Below are 17,468 nucleotides of genomic sequence, written 5' to 3'. Positions count from 1 at the left end.
GGGCTCGGGCGGGCGCCACTCCGGCCGTCGGCGTCCTCAACGGCCGGTCGCGCCGTCGATCAGCTCGCGCAGGATGTCCGCGTGACCGGCGTGCCGGCCGGTCTCCTCGATCAGGTGGGTGAGCGCCCAGCGGACGCTGGGAGCGGGGCGGCCGGACCGGGGACGGGGGACCGGTGCGCCGAGGTCGGCGCACGTGTCGAGTACGCCGTTCGCCTGCGCGACCGACTCCCGGTAGCGGGCGACGACATCGGCGACGCCGTCCCCGGGGGCGGCGTGGAAGGTCGCCTGCCAGTCGGTCACCTGCTCCCCGAGGAACGTCGCCCGCTCGACGCAGGTGAGGTGGTTGAGCAGACCGAGCAGGTTCGTGCCCGACGGCACCCCGGCGGACCGCACCGCCGGTTCGGGGGCGCTCTCCACCTTCGCGGAGACCGACTCGCGCAAGTAGTCGAGGAAGCCGCGCAGCACCTCGCTCTCGCTGCTTCCGGTGCGGGGCGGCGGCGTGTCGCCACGGCGTCCGCGGCGGGGGGAGGTGGTCCTGCCCATGGAGACTCCTCGCGGGAGCCGCACCGGTTCCAGCGGTGCGGCGGACGGTCGGGGACGGAGGCGCGGTGCCTTCACGCAGGGGCGTGGTGCCTGGCCACGGAGGGGAGCCGCGGTGCCTGGTCACGGGGGGCGGTGCGCCGTCCGGTCAGGAGAGGGTGGTGCGGCGGATGAGCAGGACGTGGTCGGTGACCTCCGCGGTGCGCCCGTCCGGTCCGGTCGCGGTGCGGCGGGGCGAGTCGGCCCGCTCCACCGCCCACGTGACGGGGTCGAGGCCGATGTCCGCGGCGACCTCCCGCGGATCCGGGTGGCGGAGGCCGGGATCCTGGTTCCACGACCACGGGGCCGTCGACCCGTGGTCGACGACCAGCAGCCGGCCGCCCGGGCGCAGCGCGTGCGCGGCCGAGCGCAGGACGGCTGCCCGGTCCAGGTCAAGGGGAGTGTGCAGGTAGTGGGCGCTGACGAGGTCGTACGCGCCCCGCGGGAACGAGTCGCGCAGGTCGTGCTGCGCGGCGGTGACGCGGTCGCCCAGACCGCGTGAGCGGGCGAGGCCGGTGAGCCGCTCGACGGCCACGGCCGAGACGTCGGCGGCGGTGACGCGCCACCCCTGGCCGGCGAGCCACAGCGTGTCGCCGCCTTCGCCGCACCCGAGGTCGAGCGCGTCGCCGGGCGGCAGGCCCGTGACCGTCTCGGTGAGCCGTGCGTTCGGCCGCGGATCGGTGGCGGCCGGCCGGGCCGCGTAGACGTCGTCCCAGAAGGTGACCGGGTCGGTGGTGCTCATCAGGGCGCTCCTTGTGCCGGGGAACGCGTCCGAGTCTTGCCCTGCTCCCCGCGATCCGGCACGGCTTGTTGCCGTTTCGGCAAGTAGGCCCGGACGGCCCTGAGTTCGCAGGCCGGCGGCGGCCGGACGGGCGTACGGCCGCCGCCTGTGCCCGGGGGACGACGGGGGCGGCCGTAGGGTTACGGGGTGTTCGACACGCCCGACTTCGACCTGGCACCGTACGCGGATCTCGACACCGGCGGGCTCGTGCGGCGTACCCACTGCAGCTGGCACGCCGCGGGCTGGCGGTCCCTGCTCGTGCAGTGCTTCACCCATGCCCGGGAAGTGGAGTCCTTCGCGCTGCCGGGAGTGGCGGACCTGCATCTCGTCCTGGCCGTCGGCGGGGAGACGGTGATGCGGGTGCGGGACGGCACGGGCCCCGGACCCGGCACGGGCACCGGCGCCGGTGCGGGGAGGGCGGTGCGGCGGCGCTGGGCCCCCGGCCGCCTGGAGCTGATGGTGCCCGGCCGTCCGACCACGCGCAGTTACCGTGCCGCCTCGGCACCGGCGATGCGGAGCATCCAGGTGCACGTGCCGCGGGCCACCGTCGAGCGGATCGCGGCCGAACTGGGCGGCCCGGCACCCGACTTCGCGGCGATCGGGGCCGGGCTGGCCGCGGGGGACGAGGTCGTCGAACAGGTCGTGCGCGCCCTGCCGGCCGCCCCGCACGCCGGTGACCTGTACGCGGAGTCAGCCGCCGCCTTCCTCGTGACGCACCTGCTGACGCGGGGACGGGCGGGCCGGGACCACCGCCTCCCGGGCCCCGAGCACCGGGCCGTCCGCGCAGGTCTCGCGATCATGCGGGAGCGCCTCGCCGATCCGCTGACGCTCGCGGACATCGCCGGCGAAGTGCACCTGAGCGTCTACCACTTCGTCCGCGTCTTCCGCGACGCCACGGGTCAGACACCGCACCGGTACCTCACCGGCCTGCGGATCGAGCGGGCACGGCAGCTGCTGTCCGGCACCGGCCTCACCGTCGCGCAGATCGCCGAACGCTGCGGGTTCTCCGGCCCGGGCAGCCTGTCCTCGGCGTTCCTGGCACACGTGGGCGTCAGGCCGTCGGCGTACCGCGCGAACAGCGGCACGGGCCGGCGGCAGGACTCCGGTTCCTGAGAACTCCGAACGAAAGAGGCGCCCGGCCCGTGAAGCCTGGCAGGCGCGCACGCTCGCGGCGTTGCCGGAACGTCCTGGTGGCTCCGCTACGCGGGCCTTCCGGTGCCTTGCGATCGCACGCGCCGGAAGCCGGGAGCCGATCGGACTCCCGTTCCGCTCGGGGTTCTTACTCCTTCGGGGTTCTTACTCCTTCGGAGGCTTGACGGCGATGTCCAGGTAGAAGGCGTCGATGCTGCGGACGGCCGCCTCGAACTCCTCCAGGTTCACCGGCTTGGTGACATAGGCGTTGGCATGGTGACGGTAGGCGCCGGAGACGTCGTCGGGCGCGGACGAGGTGGTCAGCACGACCACCGGGATCGTCCGCAGCTCGGGGTCCTCCTTGACGACGGCGAGGAACTCCCGCCCGTTCATGCGGGGCATGTTGAGGTCGAGCACGATCAGGTCGGGGCGCTCGTTGCCCGGGTCACGCAGGTAGTCCAGGGCCGCGATGCCGTCGGGGACCTGGGTGAGATTGCGGGTGCCTCGCTCGGCGAGGGCGTCCTGGATGAGCATCGCGTCGGCGATGTCGTCCTCGACCAGCAGCACGTCGTGGGGGCGGGTTGCGGCGGCAGCCATGATTCACGAGCTCCGGGGTGTGGGGCGGTGGGCGGGGGGTGCGCTGGCGGTGATCAGCCCGGGCCAGCGGCGCCGGGCTCCTTGACGGCTGATACTGATGGCCCGGCCGATCTCGGGGTATCCGGCTCCGCCGGCGGCCGCGGTGCGGGCCGCCTGGTCCTCCAGCTGCCGGAGGGCCTGCTTCACGCCGGTCAGCAGCCGCAGCCGTTCCAGCGCCCGGCGGCGGGACTGGTGGGCCGCGTCCGGGGAATCGGCCTGCGAGGCGACGGCACGGGGGTCCGGTGCCAGACGCCGGGCGAGTTCGTCCACCATCTGAGTCACCAGCGCGACCGTCTCTTGCGAGAGCTGGGGAGGCGGAGCTGAACCAGGCATGGGCCCAGGCTACGGCGTTGATCTCCCCCGGGACAACATACGTTGTCGGAGCGTGGGTACAGTGAGCATGCCGTGAGCCTGACCGGGACCGGGACTGCCGAGGGAGAGACGCGAAGCGGGATGCAGAGCAAGCCGTCCTACACCGAAGGTGCGTTCTCCGGCTGGACCACCCGGCGCTGGCTGCGTACCGGCGTCGCGACCGCGGCGGTCGTCCTCGCCGTGCTGGGTTCGCTCGGCGGCTGGGCCATGTGGCGTACCTCTCAGGTCACCGCGGACCTGGTCGACCGGCGTTCCCCCGCCCTGACCCAGGCCATGCGCGTGGAACAGGCGCTGGTCAACCAGGAGACCGGCATCCGCGGTTACGGCCTGTCGGGCCGCTCCGACTTCCTCCAGCCCTACGCCCAGGGCGTGAGGGACGAGAAGACCGCCCTGGGGCGCCTGCGCCCCCTCGTCGAGGGCGACCCCGAGGCCGCCGCCGACCTCGCCGAGGTCGAGAAACTGGCCGGGACCTGGCAGCGGCGGATAGCCGGCCCCGTCTCCGCCGCGTCCGCCGGCGACGCCGTGAAACTCGCCACGGACCGGGCGGCGGAGGGCAAGAACTCCTTCGACGCGCTGCGGCACGCGATGACGCGGCAGCAGGCCCAGCTGGAGCAGGAGCGGGCCACCGCCGCCCGGGAACTGCGGAAGACGGAGACGCTGCGGAACTGGATGTTCGCCGTCATCGCCGTCGTCATCGTGCTGCTGGCGGTCCTCGTCTTCGAGGGGCTGCGCCGCGGCATCACCGGCCCGCTCAGCCGGCTCGGCTCGGAGGCCAGGGACGTGGCGGGGGGCCGCTTCGACCTCTCCTTCACCGGTACCGGCCCCGCCGACCTGCGCCGGCTGGCCGCCGACGTGGAGTCGATGCGCCGCCGCCTGGTGGAGGAACTGCAGGTCAGCGAGGAGGCCCGGCAACTGGTCGACGAACAGGCGGAAGACCTGAAGCGGTCGAACACGGAACTGGAGCAGTTCGCCTACGTCGCCTCGCACGACCTGCAGGAACCGCTGCGCAAGGTGTCCAGCTTCACACAGTTGCTGCAACGGCGGTACGGAGGACAGCTGGACGACCGCGCCGACCAGTACATCTCGTTCGCCGTCGACGGCGCCAACCGCATGCAGAACCTCATCAACGACCTGCTGGCCTTCTCCCGCGTCGGCCGCGTGCACAACGACCACCGGGCCGTCGACCTGGAGGAGATCGTGAGCCGGGTGCTCGACGATCTCAGCGTGACCGTCGAGGAGACCGGCGCCGAGATCACCCACGACCCGCTGCCCACCGTCGTCGGCGACCCCACCCAACTGGGCACGCTCTGGCAGAACCTGCTGTCCAACGCCGTCAAGTTCCGCAGCCCCGACCACGCGCCGCACATCCACATCAGCGCCGCGCAGGACGGCGACACGTGGGAGTTCGCCGTCAGCGACAACGGCATCGGCATCGCCGCCGAGTTCCAGGAGAAGGTCTTCATCATCTTCCAGCGCCTGCACACCAAGGACGCCTACCCGGGTACCGGCATCGGCCTGGCCATGTGCAAGAAGGTCGTGGAGTTCCACGGCGGGAGCATCGGGATCGACCCCGACTACAAGCTGGGCACCCGCGTCGTCTTCACCCTCCCGGCCGCCGGGACGGAGCCGGCGTCCGAGGAGAGAGAGCCGCTGCCGTGACCGACCGAGCCGCGGACAGCGTGGACCAGTTCCGGATCGTCCTCGTGGAGGACGACGACGGCGACGCCCTCCTGGTCGAGGAACTCCTCTACGACACCGACCTGCCGCACACCCTCACGCGCTGCCGCACCGCCGCCGAGGCCCGCCGCACCCTCGCCGCGCACCCCTGCGACTGCGTCCTGCTCGACCTGCACCTGCCCGACGCGACCGGTGTGGAGACGGTCCACGCGATCGAGGCGGACACCCACGCCGCGATCATCGTCCTGACCGGGCTGGACGAGCCCCGCGCCGGGGTCGACGCCCTCGCCGCCGGCGCCCAGGACTACCTCGTCAAGGGCAAGGTCGAGCCCGACCTGATGCAGCGCGCCGTGCGCTACGCCATCCAGCGCAAGCAGGCCGAGCGCGCCAACGCGGCCCTCCAGATCGGACGCCTGCGCGCCGAGGAGAACGCCCGCCTGGAGCGCGGCCTGCTGCCCGAACCCCTCCTGTCCTCCACCGCCGTCACCGCGTCCAGCCGCTACTACCCGGGACGGGCCCAGGCCCTGCTCGGCGGGGACTTCCTCGACGTCGTCCAGACCGACGACGGGCAGGTCCACGCGATCATCGGAGACGTCAGCGGTCACGGCCCCGACGCGGCGGCGCTCGGCGTCTGCCTCCGCATAGCGTGGCGCGCCCTGACCCTCGGCGGCCACCGCGACCAGCACCTGCTCCACCTGCTGGAACAGATCCACATCGCCGAGCGCACCGGCAGCGACCTGTTCACCACCTGCACCCTCATCACCCTGGACCCGGACGCCGCCACCCTCACCCTGCACCTGGCCGGCCACCACGAACCCCTCCTCGTCACGGACGACGGCACCCGGCAGGTGACCGCCGCCCACGGCATCGCCCTCGGGATCGCGCCCGGACTGGGCAAGTGGACCGCCACCACCCTCGCGCTGCCCGCCCGGGGCGGGCTCATCGCCTACACCGACGGCCTCATCGAGGGATTCGCGGACAGCACCGACGAACGGCTCGGAGCGGACGGCCTGCTGCGCATCATCGACACGCTCCAGGCCCCCGACCCCGGCACCCACCTCGACCGGCTCGTCGCCCGGACCCGCACCCTCAACGCCGACCGTCACACGGACGACCTGGCGGTCCTGCGCCTGGACTGGGACCTCGCCGCCGCCGGCCGGCCGGACGCCCGCAGCGGCGAGCGCTGACTTCGCGGGGCGGTACAGCAGCCCCGACCGCTGACCCGGCGGGCGGGCGGTCAGGGCCGGGAAGCCCATCAGGGAGGTCCCATTCCGCTTCCTGTCGCTCTCCTGTGACAGTTCGGGCGACAAACCCTCGAAGCAGGTTCCGTACCCTTCCTGTTGTCGCCCCCCACCCTCACCGGCCGGCCCGTACCGCCGGGTGAGACGCGGCATGAACTCCTTCCTCTTTCCGTCTCCGCTTCCGTCCGCGTCTCGTCAGGAGCCACTTTCATGCCTACCGTGTCCGCGCGCCGTTCCGCCATCGCCGCCGCCGCGCTCGTCAGTGCCCTCGGCGTCACCGCCGTCCTCCCGGCCGCGTCCGCCTCGGCCACGGGCCGGACCGCCCACGCCGCCGTCATCACCGACCCGGCCGCCCGCTACGCGGGCAAGGCCGTCTCCATCGGCCCGAACCTGGTCGCCGTCCTGCGCAACGACCCGGACGCGGGCGGCCCCGAGGCCTGGATCCGCGCCGTGTCGGCGAACTGGAAGCCGGGCGACGCCTACATGTTCCGCGTCCTCGACGCGCTGGACAGCGGCCACCGCACCGCCGAGCAGGGGAACCTGTCGCTGAAGCTGACCGGCGTGGGCGGCTCCGCCCCCGCGCTGCAGGTGCAGAGCGGCAAGGGCACCAAGACCTTCCCGCTCCCCAAGGCCGGCACGCCCGACGCACGCGGCTGCACGATCGTCAAGGAGGCGTCCATCGGGGCGGGGTCCCTGGCCGTGCTCAGCAACGGCCCCGGGGGCCCGCGCGCCTTCTTCGAGGACGCCGACGACCACACCCGCTTCGGCGGCGTCGTCGACCGCGGCCACCCCGGCCTGCCCGAGAGCGCCGGCTTCCTGGCCCGCATCGACGGCGCCAACGGCCCGGCGCCCAAGCTCGTCACCAACATGGAGGGCGGCGGCCACCCCGCCACCACGACGGCCTTCCCGGCCCCCGGCTGCCTGAAGTGACGCCGTAGCGGCGGGACGGCGACGGCACGGCGACGATAGAGACGGCAACGCGGCGGCGCCCCCACGGACACGCGGCGGCGCGCCCCGTGCGACGGCACGGTGGTGCGCCGACGCGCCCGTTTCCCGCGGTGGTGCGTCACCGGGCCCGTACCCCGTAGCGGTGCGCCGCCGGATCCGCCTTCCCGTGGTGTGCGCGGCCGGATCCGTCCCGGTGGTCACCAGGGCACGGGCGTTCCGTCCCAGGAGAAGAAGGCGCCGGTCGGGCCGTCGTCCGGCAGGAGTGCCAGGCGCAGGGCACCCTGCGCGGCCTCCGCCGGATCCCCGCCGGGTGAGGCCGCCCGGGAGTTGAGATCGGTGGCCCGCCGGCCAGGGGCGAGCGCGTTGACCTTGAAGCCCTCCCCGGCCAGGGTCTGCGCGTACAGGAGGGTGAGGGCGTTCAGGGCGGCCTTCGACGACCGGTAGGCGGCCGCGCCGCCGCTGCCCGGGACGAACTGGGGGTTCGGGTTCGTGCTCCACGTCAGTGACCCGGTCCCGCTGGACACGTTGACGATCCGGGGGTGCGGCGAGCGGCGCAGGGCGGGCAGGAAGGCGTTGGTCACCGCCACGACCCCGAACACGTTGGCCTCGTACGTACGCCGGAACTCCTCCGTGCCGGTCTCGGTCGGCGGAGCGAGCGAGGGCAAGGTGCCCGCGTTGTTGACCAGGACGTCGAGGCGGTCCACCTGCCCGGTGGCCGCGGCGATGCCGTCCGGGTCCGTCACGTCGAGGACCAGCAGCCGCGCGGCGCCCCCGATCTCCTCGACGGCCCGCCGCCCGCGCCCGGCGTCGCGGGAGCCCACGTACACCGTGAAACCCTCCGCCGCGAGCAGGCGGGCGATGTGCTTGCCGATGCCCTTGTTGGCACCCGTGACCAGTGCTGTGCGATCGTTCATGACAGCCACGGTCCCCTGGCGGTGTCCGCCGTACCAGGGACAACCTGTACCAGGCGAGCGGGAGGAGCGGCGATGGCGCGGCAGGAACTGGCGCGTTTCCTGCGGGAGCGCCGCGCGGCCCTGCGCCCGCGCGAACCGGGCCTGCCCTCCGGGCGCCCGCGCCGCACGCCGGGCCTGCGCCGGGAGGAAGTGGCCGAGCTGGCCCACATGTCCGTCGACTACTACACACGCCTCGAACAGGCCCGCGGGCCCCGTCCCTCGCCCCGCATCCTCGACGCGCTGGCCCAGGCCCTCCGTCTCACACCGGCCGAACGCAGCCACCTGTTCCGCCTGGCCGGCACGAGCGCGCCGCCGCCCGCCGCCGGCGCCGTACGGCGCGTGCGCCCGCACGTGGCCCGGATGCTCCGGCGCCTGCCGGACACCGGAGCGGTCGTCACCGACGCGACCTACGGCGTCGTCGCCTGGAACCCGCTGGCCCAGGCCCTGCTGGGCGACCACCTGGCCACGGGCACGGTGAACCTGGCCCGCCGCCGGTTCCTCGGCGGGGGAGCGGTGCGCGAAAGCTCCGGGACGGAGGAGTTCGGGCACATCGCGGTGGCGCGCCTGCGCCGGGCCGCCGACCGCTACCCGCACGATCCGCGGCTCGCCGCGCTGCTGGCCGAACTGCACGCGGGCAGCGAGGAGTTCCGCCGGCTCTGGGAGACCCGCCCGGTGCACGCCCCGGGCCACCGCACCAAGACCGTCGACCACCCGACGGCGGGCAGGCTCCGCCTCAACTGCGACGTCCTCCTCGTCCCCGAGGACGACCAGGAAGTCGTCCTGATCACCGCCGACCCGGGCTCCCCCTCGGCCCGCACGCTGAGCAGGCTGAACGCCCAGGCCGGGCCGACCGCGGAGGCATAGCCGAGGGCCGGGACGCAGCCGACCGCCGAGGTGTAACCGCCGGGCAGGCACAGTCCGTTGCCGGAGATCCGTGCGGGTCCCCGCCGGAGCACTCTTGCGGGTCCTCTCCGGAGCACCCCTGCGGGTCCGTTCCGGAGCACCCCCGTGGGTCCCGTCCGGGCACCCTGCCGGTCCCGTCCCGACACCGCCGGGCCCCGCCCGGCACCTTGCGGGGCGGGGCATGCGGGACCTGCGGGACCTGCGGGGCGTGCGGGGCGTGCGGGGCGTGGCGGGGCGTGCGGGAGGTTGACGTGAGCGTGACCATCACCCGGTCGGCCGCGTTGGACCACTCGCGCCGCCGGCCACGTCCGGCGGCCTGGTCACTCCGGAAGGAACCCCGCGTCATGAGCGCCCCCGCGCCCTTTCCGCGTCTCGTCGCCGCCACCGTCGGCGTCCTCGTAGTCCTCGCCGCAGTCGGGATCCTGGTGGCCGCGTTCGGCGGTGCCGGCGGCAGCGCCACCTCCGGACCCGGGCCGTCGCCCACCCCGACGCCCCGGGCCGTCCCGGGCCCGTCCTCCCACCCCACCAGCCGGCCCACGACGCCGGCCCCGGTGGCGAGCTGCCTGCTCTACGACTTCGAGTGCCAGGCGGAAGGCGGCGAAGGCGGTCCGGTGCCGCAGCCGTCCACCACGCCGGGCAGGGCGTGAGGCCCCCAGCGAAACGGTGAGGACCTGACCGCGCCGCGCCGACGCGGGCCGGGAGGGCGCCGTCGGGACACCCCGCCCCGCGCCACTGCCGGTGACGGTCCTCGGCCATCCCGCCCGGGACCGTACGGGATGCTCGCGACCGCCCATGTGCGCCCGTGCCATGAGTGCGGCTCCAGCGGTCATCCGTTCCGGCAACCCGGGGTCACGGCGGGCGCGGAGTCGCAGGAGGCCGACCGGCGGCAGCGGGCATGAACCGGACGGTCAGCTCCCGCCGTACCTTCCACGGCGCGGTTGATCACTGGCCCACTCGGCCGTCGATCCGCTCGCGCAGCAGGTCGGCGTGGCCGCAGTGCCGTGCGTACTCCGCGATCTGGGCCACCAGGATCTCGCGGAGCGGCGCCTCCCCCGTCCGGGTGCCGAGGTCGGCGAAGCCGGCCATGAAGCGGTCGGTCACCTCGCTCTCGGTCCGCCACCGCTGCCAGGCGTCCGCCACGACCGACGGCTCGGCGATCGCGCCGTTCCAGTCGCCGTCACGGTCTTCGGCGGTGCGGTAGATCCTGGGCACGTCCTCGCCGGCCATCCGGCGGAAGTGCCGTTCGTCCTCGGCCATGTGCCGCACCAGCCCGAGCAGGGACATCGTGGACGGCGGTACGGAGCGCCGGGCCATCTGTTCGGCGTCCAGGCCCGCGCACTTCATCTCGATGGTCAGGCGGAAGTGGCGCAGACTGTCCAGCAGCGTGCCGCGTTCGCCGACCGGCCCGGCCGCGGTCTCGCGCGGATCGTCGTCCGGGTCGACCCACATGTCGGGGTAGCGGGTGGAAGGAGTCCACCGAGTCACCGCTGCTTCGTCATCGCGCGCGCCTGAGTCCATGAGCGGATCGTGGGGCGCATCGCTTCCGTTCCGCCACTGAATTCCGGTGGCGGATCCTACGGCCCGCACGGCCCGCACGGCCCGCCGGGCCCTGTGGCCGGCGGCCCCGCACCCGTCTTCGACCGGGCCGACGCCATCCTTCCCCGGGGCGCGAGCGACTCCTGAAGCAGAGGGGCCGGTTCGGGGGGTGTTGCGGGGAGGGCGCCACCGCCCGCGTCGCTGCGGGGCGAGGCCGTCAGGCCGCCTGGTACGGGATCGTGTCCTGGCTCAGGGGCGTTGCCCGTGGGGCGGGGGTGGCGTGGACGCAGAGGCGTCGCTGAACACTTCGTACGTGCCGGTCAGTTGGAGCAGGTGGGCGGGCTGGGGCTGGAGGCCGCTGATCGTGAGGCGGCCGCCCTTCGCCTGGAGGCGGCGGCGGAGCAGGACCAGCAGGTTCAGTCCGCTGGAGTCCATGAAGGACACTCCGGACAGGTCGAGGTGGAGTGTCTCGTTCTCTGTGGCGGCGATGAAGGCGGCCTGGGCCAGTTGTGGACAGGTCTGCAGGTCCACCTCCCCGCTCACGGCGATCGTGGTGCGGTCGGTGTGCTGCTGCGTGAGGACGGTGAAATCGTTCAAGGTCGCCCCTCGATTCCGTGGGGTCGGGCCCATCACACCCCCGGCGAAGCGGGGGCATCAAGCACGCGGCATGGGGCCGCGTACAGCCGAGCGAGACAACCCGTACCGCGCCCCGACCACGGATGGTGACCTGCAAGGGCGGCGCGGGGCCCCTCACCAGACCAGGCTGGTTGTCATGGCAGCCTGGCACACACGACCCCCCTCCCACCACCCCGTCCGTATCTGACTGTGAGCAGAACGCCACTGTGCGCCCCTGCGAGCGGGGGAGGCCGTGCCCGCGTACGGCGGACAGCCGCGGGCCGCCCTGGCACGGGACCGCACCCCGGATCCGTCCGCCGCGGCAGACGCGCCGCACGGCGGCAAGGCGGAACCTCGAGTGCCTCGTCCCGTCCTGCCGGAGGCCGCGGCGCCCTGGCCGTGTGCGCCGTTGTGCGCTGACACGTCCAGGTGAACTCCCGCCTGCCCACCCGCTGTCGGCGCCATCACCTTCTTCCGATCGCTTCCAGGGCCGGCCCTGTCGGTCTCTCGGACGGTGCACCCACCGTCTCGGGTCGGTGCCGGTCGCCTCCGGACGCGGTTGCCGGGCCTGCGGCCGCCGGACGAGTGCATTGCCGATGGCGTCCAGGATCCCCCGCGTCGGGGGGCCGTCCACCGCACGCCGGTGCGAACCTGTACGCATGAGCAAGTCCGCACTGATCGTCATCGACATGATCAACACTTACGACCACAAGGACGCCGACCTCCTCCTCCCCTCGGCGCGTACCGTGGTGCCGGCCGTGGCCGGTCTGCTGCGGCGGGCTCGCCGCGCGGACGTGCCCGTGATCTACGTCAACGACAACTTCGGCGAATGGCGCTCACACCACGGCGAGCTCCTCGAGCACGCCCTCGCCGGACCCCACGCCGACCTCGTCGAACCGCTCCGGCCCGACGATTCGTCGCTGTTCGTCCTCAAGGCCCGCCACTCGGTCTTCTACGACACCCCGCTGGCCTATCTGCTGCGTGAGCAGGGCGTGGACCGGCTGGTCCTGTGCGGGCAGGTGACGGAGCAGTGCGTGCTGTACTCGGCGCTGGACGCCCACATCCGCCACCTGGACGTGGTCGTCCCGCGAGACGCGGTGGCGCACATCCACAGCGATCTCGCCGACGCCGCCCTGTGCATGATGGAGCGCAACATGGGCGCCCACGTGTGCGACAGCGCCGAGTTGTGGCCGTAGAGGGCGGGGGCGCGGCGCAGAGCCCGCCGGTGACTCCATGGCCGATCCGGCTCACTTCGAGCGCGCGCATCCGGAGCGCGCGGATGAAGTGACACCGGCACGGTCCGGCGGTCAGAAGCCCGGTCGCGGGGTGGCGGAAACGAAGACACCGGAAAGGGCCTTCCCTGCGAGGGTGAGGCCCTTTTCCGATGACCGGGTGAAACGAAGGGACGTCAGTGCTTGAAGGCGTCCTTCGCCTTCTCCTTGGCCTCACGGGCGTCGCCGGTGCTCTTCTCGGCCTGTCCCTCGGCGGCCATCCGGTCGTTGCCGAGGGTCCTGCCGACGGCTTCCTCGGTCTTGCCCTTGGCCTGCTCGGTCTTCGCCTTGGCCTTCTCACCGGCACTCATGTCCTGAGCCTCCTCAGAGCGTCTGTTCGCTGTATCGGTGAGCGGCTTGTGCCCTGGCTCTTCCGTCACAAACAAAGGCGCGAGCGAGGAATGCACTCCGCAATGCAGGGCAGCCGGAGGTCAGGAGGTCGATAACCATGGTTCCCCTTTTGCTTGTCCTGCTTCTCGCGCTCATCCTTTTCGGCGCCGGCTTCGCCCTCAAGATTCTGTGGTGGGTGGCGCTGATCGTCCTGGTGGTGTGGCTGCTCGGGTTCGTCATGCGCTCCACCAACGCCGGAGGCGGCCGCGGTCGCTGGTACCGATGGTGACCTGACACCGCACACACGCCTCGCAGGGCCCGGCCGGGAACACGGTCGGGCCCTACAGGCCTGCACAGGAGCAGGTCAGAGGTCGCATCGGGCGAATGCGTCCCAAACGGGATCCGGGGTAGGCGCGTTGCAGCCGGGGGCGGGGACGGACCCGCGCGACAGGAACCCGCGCGGCCTCCAGGTCACGTCCTCGCCCCCGGCGTGACCCGCCCGCTCGACGACCGGGCTGCCCCGGGCCGGGCCGCGGTTCCCGGGCCGGGGCCGGAGCGCGCGGATGCGGCGCCGACGGCCCTTCCCCAGGCAGGGGTGAGCGTGCTGCCGGTGACAGTGGTCAGGTGAGGAGGCCGAGGCGTGGACCTCCCCCGTCGCGCAGTCGTCTGAAGAAGGCCAGCACGCCCGCCGAGCCCCCGGCCCAGCCGGCGCTCGGCCCGGTGAGACCGGTGTCGGGGAACACGGGCCGGGACCAGGTGCCGCCGCTGCGGCTCAGGACGAGCAGGGCGACGGTCTCGGCCGCGTCCCGGAACTCCTCGGCCCCGGACGCCTCCGCGACGTCCACCATCAGCTCGCCCACTCCGGCCAGTCCACAGCACTGTGTGACCAGCGGCATCCGCGGTGCCAGTGCGGCGCAGGCGCGCGCGGCCCGCGCGGCGAGGTCGAGATACCGGGGCTCGTCGAGGAGTCCGGCGGCCCGGACGAGTACGGTCCCGATGCCCGCCAGGCCCCGGCACCACGAGCCGTAGCGGCGTGTCGCCCCCGGCTCGGCGGCCGCCGCGATGATGTCCGGTGTCACGGCGGCCAGGCGCGCGGCGGCCCGCGCGGAGCGGCTGATCGCGTCTTGGTCCCCGCTCGCGTCCCCGTATTCCAGCAGGAAGCAGGCGACGCCCGCCTCGCCGTGCGCGATGCCCTCGCTGAGCGCGGCGCTGCCGGCCGTGTCCGGACCGGCCGGGGTCAGCCGGGCGGTGCCCGATGCCAGCATCCGGTCGCAGCCGGCGGCGACGGCGAGGTGCCCGTCCGCGGTGCGCCGGTCACCGGACCGGAGGGCGTGCCGGGCGAGCAGCAGCCGGCCCAGGCCGACACCGGCGGCGCCCGCGATCAGGTCCGCCTCCGGCGGTCCGCCGTCCGGTGCGCGGTCGGGCAGGACGGGGAGGGGATGTCCGGACCGCGCGTCCGCACCCGGTACCGCTTCCCACCCCGCCTCGGCGAGGAAGAGTTCCACGCCGGTGCGCCCCGTGTAGAAGGCCGGGGGGAGGTTCCTGGACTGCTGTGCCGTCCACCGTGCCAACGCGGTGACGGCCGACCGCACGTCAGGCCGGTGCGCGTGGTGGAGGAGTTCCAGCCCGAGTCCGGAACTGCCGCCGTAGACGTCGATCGAGGTGGGGACGTTCAGCCGGGCGGCCCGTACCGGGTCCACGATCGCGTGTGCTTCACCGACGCAGAACGCGGTCGTGTGCTCGATGATCTCGTCCAGCCGGTCGCTGTCGATCCGGGGGCGTGCGGGCCGGTGTGCGGGCCCGGCCGCGCCGGTGCGCAGGCGGCTTGCGGCGGCGGTCCGTACGGCCGGGTCGAAGCTCAGGAGGCCGGTGATCGACGACCGGATCCGCCGGTGCGCGCGCCCGGGCAGTGCCCGGGCCAGGCAGGCCAGAGTCCGGTCCCGGTTGACCCCGTGGTCGGCGTCGACGATCACCGGGTCCATGCCGGTGGCGGCGAAGAAGAGGGTCGCCCCGAGGGCGTAGAGGTCGTCGGCGGGGGCGGCCGGTCCGGTCGCGCGCAGAACCGGCGCGCTGTATCCGGGGGTCGCCCCTCCCGGCCCGGTGCCGTCCCGCTCGCTGATCCCGAAGTCGATCACATGGCAGTGGCCGGGGCCGGAGTCGTCGAGCACGACGTTGTCGGGCTTGAGATCGCGGACGACCACGTTCCGGTCGTGGATGGCGTCCAGGACGCGCAGGAGCCGGGTGGCGAGGACGGACAGGGCGCGCGCCGGCCGGGTGCCGTCGTCCCGGTAGGGGCCGTTGCGCAGGACCTCCCGGCGCAGATCCCGGTCGCCGCAGCTGCTCATCACGAGGTATTCGTCGGTCCGGTGAGCGAAGTAGTCCAGTGCGCGGGGCACGCCGGGGACGCCGTCGAGCGCGGTGAGGACCGTGCGTTCGTTGCGCAGCCGGTGGCGGGCGTCCGTGCCGGATTCGTCCTCGCCCACGAAGGCCCTCGCCTGTTTGACCACCACGGGCCGCCCCACAGTGCGGTCGACCGCGCGGTAGACGTTGCCCCGGGGGGAGCGCCTGATGCCCGCGGTGACCGTGTAGCGTCCGCCGCCGAGGCCGGGCACGGACGGCTCGTCACCGCGTCCGGAGCCGGGTGCGAAAGGGTCCTCGGCCCAGGGCGGGCACCGGTAGCGGCCGGCGGCCAGGCCGTCGAAGATCCGGCCGTCCGGCCCGGTCATGACGGATTCGAGCCGCCCGCTGCGGCCGGTCCGGTAGTCGCCCGTGAAGGGACCGTAGCGGTAGTAGACCGGGGCCCTCGGGTCGACCCGGCGGTCGCTGACGACCCGTGGGCCCTCCCGGTCCCGCAGCACGGCGACGAGTTCCCGGGCGATCTCGGCCACGGTGCCGGCCAGCGGGTAGACGGTGATCGCCTTGCCGACGACCGCGGGGCTCACCACTCCGGAGTTGATGCGGCGCAGCGTCTGGGGGTCCCGGGCGAACTTCGCGTGGCAGACGTGCCGGGACAGCACCGGCAGGACGAGCCCGGTCACGGCGTCGAGGTCGCCGGGGCGCGCCGAGACGTGCAGTTTCCAGCCGTGTTCCATCGCCGGCATCCGCGGGTCGTTCAGGTACGACCACGTGTCGTCGGACCAGCCGCTGCGGCCGGCGATGGACACGGTCACCGTTACGAGTTCAGGTCACACGCGAAGCGGGTGGTGGCGGTCACCCACGGGTCGGAGAGGCACGCGGTGGGCTCGCGGTCGCCGCGGTCGTCGTCCTCGAACTCGATCGCCTCGTCGTCGACCTCCAGCGGACCCGCGTCGCGGAATCCGTCGGTCTCCAGAAGTTCCGGCACGGCTACGGGCATGTGACGCCTCCATGGTCTGTCGTGCGCTGAGGAGCAGACAATTGCCGTCGCGGGCCGGTGGCCCTGCCGGGCCAATGACTCGCTGCACAAAGGTAAGGAGGGCCGAACTCGCTGACAAGGGGTCAGCCGGCACCACTCCCCGAGATGCCGCGGGCGCCGTGCCGAGGTCGCCCCAGGGCGCTCCGTCGACGGATCACGTGTGGGCGCGGACGCGGGAGAGCGGAAGCCGAACAGCCCGGCCGTCCGGACGACGGGCGCCGGCGCGGCCGCCGTCGCCGGTCATCCGCTTCGTCCCAGCGGACGCTCAACCGGACTGCGGAGGACAGGAGCGCGCCCCCATCCACTGTTCAGCGCCCCACTCCTGGAACCGCCGCACCTCGGCGAACCCCAGCTTCGCCGCGAGGCGCATCGAGCGGTCGTTGGCGGTCTGGGTGCAGAGCACCACCGGCTCGCCGGGAAACACCCCGGCGAACCAGCCGAGTGCCGCCGCGCACGCCTCGGCGGCGTACCCGCGCCCCCACGCCCGGGGCAGGAACAGGTAGCCGAGTTCGGCCTCCCCGGCGCCCGGCCGGTCCCGGCCGCCCGGCTCCGCGTCACGGCGGTTGAACTCGACGGTGCCGGTCATCGCTCCGTCCAGCTCGACCACGAAAAGACCGGAGCGCGACCCGGGCACCGCCGGCAACGTGTCTTCCAGCGCGTCACGCGACCGAGGGCCGCCGAGATAGGTGTGCACCTCCGGTGAGGCGAGCAGCTCGATGAACGTCGCACGGTCCCGGGCCTCGGCCTCGCGGAGCACCAGCCGCTCGGTCCTGATCGGGGCAGGTGGCCAGGCGAGGGGTCCGAGTCCGGTCATGCCGGGCAACCTATCGCACGCTCGCCTCTCGTGTGACCGGTGTTCCCGGCCGCGCCCCCAGCCCTTCCGGCCCTGCCTCCCGACCTGCCTTCAGCCCGTTCCGCAGCGCTCCGGCGCGGCCCGAAGCCGGTCGAGCCCTCCGCTCTCCAGCGGCTCCGGCCGGGCCGGCCGGCCCGGCGCCGGGCCGAGAACCTGATGGCGGACGCGGTCGAGCGCATCCTCGTCGCGGGCTGACCACGGGGTCCGGGACCGCTGCCCCGCCCTGCCTCGCGTGCTCGGCCGGGCGG

The 17,468-nt window shown here is 73.6% G+C and carries 19 protein-coding genes; 8 read left to right on the top strand and 11 right to left on the bottom strand.

Annotated features, from left to right (window positions below):
• Positions 1-36 precede the first annotated feature (36 nt).
• Positions 37-543, bottom strand: a complete 507-nt coding sequence (locus AC6I72_RS34565) for a DinB family protein (RefSeq protein ID WP_498005411.1) — start codon at positions 541-543, stop codon at positions 37-39.
• A gap of 145 nt (positions 544-688) precedes the next feature.
• Positions 689-1,321, bottom strand: a complete 633-nt coding sequence (locus AC6I72_RS34560; RefSeq protein WP_498005410.1) for a class I SAM-dependent methyltransferase — start codon at positions 1,319-1,321, stop codon at positions 689-691.
• A 186-nt stretch (positions 1,322-1,507) separates the two neighbouring features.
• Between AC6I72_RS34560 and AC6I72_RS34555 the strand changes: the two genes are divergently transcribed.
• The gene (locus AC6I72_RS34555; protein WP_498005409.1) at positions 1,508-2,473 is read left to right on the top strand and encodes a helix-turn-helix domain-containing protein; all 966 of its coding nucleotides are present in this window, start codon (positions 1,508-1,510) and stop codon (positions 2,471-2,473) included.
• 183 nt (positions 2,474-2,656) lie between these two features.
• Here AC6I72_RS34555 and AC6I72_RS34550 read toward each other — a convergent pair whose 3' ends face one another.
• Both AC6I72_RS34550 and AC6I72_RS34545 read right to left on the bottom strand, forming a co-directional pair.
• A complete protein-coding gene (locus tag AC6I72_RS34550; RefSeq protein ID WP_498005408.1) occupies positions 2,657-3,088 on the bottom strand; it encodes a response regulator in 432 nt (143 codons plus the stop codon).
• Positions 3,089-3,091: 3 nt separating this feature from the next.
• On the bottom strand, positions 3,092-3,460 hold the full coding sequence (locus AC6I72_RS34545) for a hypothetical protein (RefSeq protein ID WP_498005407.1): 369 nt from the start codon (positions 3,458-3,460) through the stop codon (positions 3,092-3,094).
• Between the two features lie 120 nt (positions 3,461-3,580).
• Between AC6I72_RS34545 and AC6I72_RS34540 the strand changes: the two genes are divergently transcribed.
• The 3 genes from AC6I72_RS34540 (at position 3,581) to AC6I72_RS34530 (ending at position 7,347) form a co-directional block, all read left to right on the top strand.
• Complete coding sequence (locus AC6I72_RS34540; protein WP_498005406.1) at positions 3,581-5,158, top strand: sensor histidine kinase; 1,578 nt, start codon at positions 3,581-3,583, stop codon at positions 5,156-5,158.
• The gene (locus tag AC6I72_RS34535; RefSeq protein ID WP_498005405.1) at positions 5,155-6,363 is read left to right on the top strand and encodes a PP2C family protein-serine/threonine phosphatase; all 1,209 of its coding nucleotides are present in this window, start codon (positions 5,155-5,157) and stop codon (positions 6,361-6,363) included. The genes AC6I72_RS34540 and AC6I72_RS34535 overlap by 4 nt, the downstream gene beginning before the upstream one ends.
• 264 nt (positions 6,364-6,627) lie before the next feature.
• A complete protein-coding gene (locus AC6I72_RS34530) occupies positions 6,628-7,347 on the top strand; it encodes a hypothetical protein (protein ID WP_498005404.1) in 720 nt (239 codons plus the stop codon).
• Between the two features lie 215 nt (positions 7,348-7,562).
• Here the strand turns inward: AC6I72_RS34530 and AC6I72_RS34525 are convergent, their stop codons facing one another.
• Positions 7,563-8,279: an SDR family oxidoreductase gene (locus AC6I72_RS34525; protein WP_498005403.1), complete on the bottom strand. Its 717-nt coding sequence runs from the start codon at positions 8,277-8,279 to the stop codon at positions 7,563-7,565.
• 72 nt (positions 8,280-8,351) lie between these two features.
• Between AC6I72_RS34525 and AC6I72_RS34520 the strand changes: the two genes are divergently transcribed.
• Together AC6I72_RS34520 and AC6I72_RS34515 are read left to right on the top strand one after the other, a co-directional pair.
• The gene (locus tag AC6I72_RS34520) at positions 8,352-9,182 is read left to right on the top strand and encodes a helix-turn-helix transcriptional regulator (RefSeq protein ID WP_498005402.1); all 831 of its coding nucleotides are present in this window, start codon (positions 8,352-8,354) and stop codon (positions 9,180-9,182) included.
• 383 nt (positions 9,183-9,565) lie between these two features.
• A complete protein-coding gene (locus tag AC6I72_RS34515) occupies positions 9,566-9,868 on the top strand; it encodes a hypothetical protein (RefSeq protein WP_498005401.1) in 303 nt (100 codons plus the stop codon).
• A 295-nt stretch (positions 9,869-10,163) separates the two neighbouring features.
• Here AC6I72_RS34515 and AC6I72_RS34510 read toward each other — a convergent pair whose 3' ends face one another.
• Together AC6I72_RS34510 and AC6I72_RS34505 are read right to left on the bottom strand one after the other, a co-directional pair.
• Entirely contained in the window at positions 10,164-10,739 is a 576-nt protein-coding gene (locus tag AC6I72_RS34510) for a DinB family protein (RefSeq protein ID WP_498005400.1), read from the bottom strand.
• Between the two features lie 267 nt (positions 10,740-11,006).
• Entirely contained in the window at positions 11,007-11,354 is a 348-nt protein-coding gene (locus AC6I72_RS34505) for an STAS domain-containing protein (protein ID WP_498005399.1), read from the bottom strand.
• A gap of 677 nt (positions 11,355-12,031) precedes the next feature.
• Here AC6I72_RS34505 and AC6I72_RS34500 point away from each other — a divergent pair.
• On the top strand, positions 12,032-12,568 hold the full coding sequence (locus tag AC6I72_RS34500) for a cysteine hydrolase family protein (RefSeq protein WP_498005398.1): 537 nt from the start codon (positions 12,032-12,034) through the stop codon (positions 12,566-12,568).
• 212 nt (positions 12,569-12,780) lie between these two features.
• Here the strand turns inward: AC6I72_RS34500 and AC6I72_RS34495 are convergent, their stop codons facing one another.
• Positions 12,781-12,954: a CsbD family protein gene (locus AC6I72_RS34495; RefSeq protein WP_498005397.1), complete on the bottom strand. Its 174-nt coding sequence runs from the start codon at positions 12,952-12,954 to the stop codon at positions 12,781-12,783.
• 137 nt (positions 12,955-13,091) lie between these two features.
• On the opposite strand from AC6I72_RS34495, the gene AC6I72_RS34490 reads away from it, so the two are divergent.
• Positions 13,092-13,262: a hypothetical protein gene (locus AC6I72_RS34490; RefSeq protein ID WP_027758556.1), complete on the top strand. Its 171-nt coding sequence runs from the start codon at positions 13,092-13,094 to the stop codon at positions 13,260-13,262.
• A gap of 331 nt (positions 13,263-13,593) precedes the next feature.
• Here AC6I72_RS34490 and lanL read toward each other — a convergent pair whose 3' ends face one another.
• The 3 genes from lanL to AC6I72_RS34475 form a co-directional block, all read right to left on the bottom strand.
• Positions 13,594-16,143 carry a class IV lanthionine synthetase LanL gene (gene lanL, locus AC6I72_RS34485; RefSeq protein WP_498005396.1) on the bottom strand — a complete coding sequence of 850 codons (2,550 nt, stop codon included), beginning with the start codon at positions 16,141-16,143 and terminating at the stop codon, positions 13,594-13,596.
• Positions 16,144-16,145: 2 nt separating this feature from the next.
• Entirely contained in the window at positions 16,146-16,328 is a 183-nt protein-coding gene (locus AC6I72_RS34480; protein WP_037860365.1) for an SflA family class IV lanthipeptide, read from the bottom strand.
• Between the two features lie 304 nt (positions 16,329-16,632).
• The gene (locus AC6I72_RS34475; protein WP_498005395.1) at positions 16,633-17,181 is read right to left on the bottom strand and encodes a GNAT family N-acetyltransferase; all 549 of its coding nucleotides are present in this window, start codon (positions 17,179-17,181) and stop codon (positions 16,633-16,635) included.
• Positions 17,182-17,468 lie beyond the last annotated feature (287 nt).

The sequence above is a fragment of the Streptomyces sp. Xyl84 genome (genome assembly GCF_059731885.1).
The sequence above is the reverse complement of the archived record's forward strand: the minus strand, read 5'-3'. Positions and strand labels throughout refer to the sequence as shown.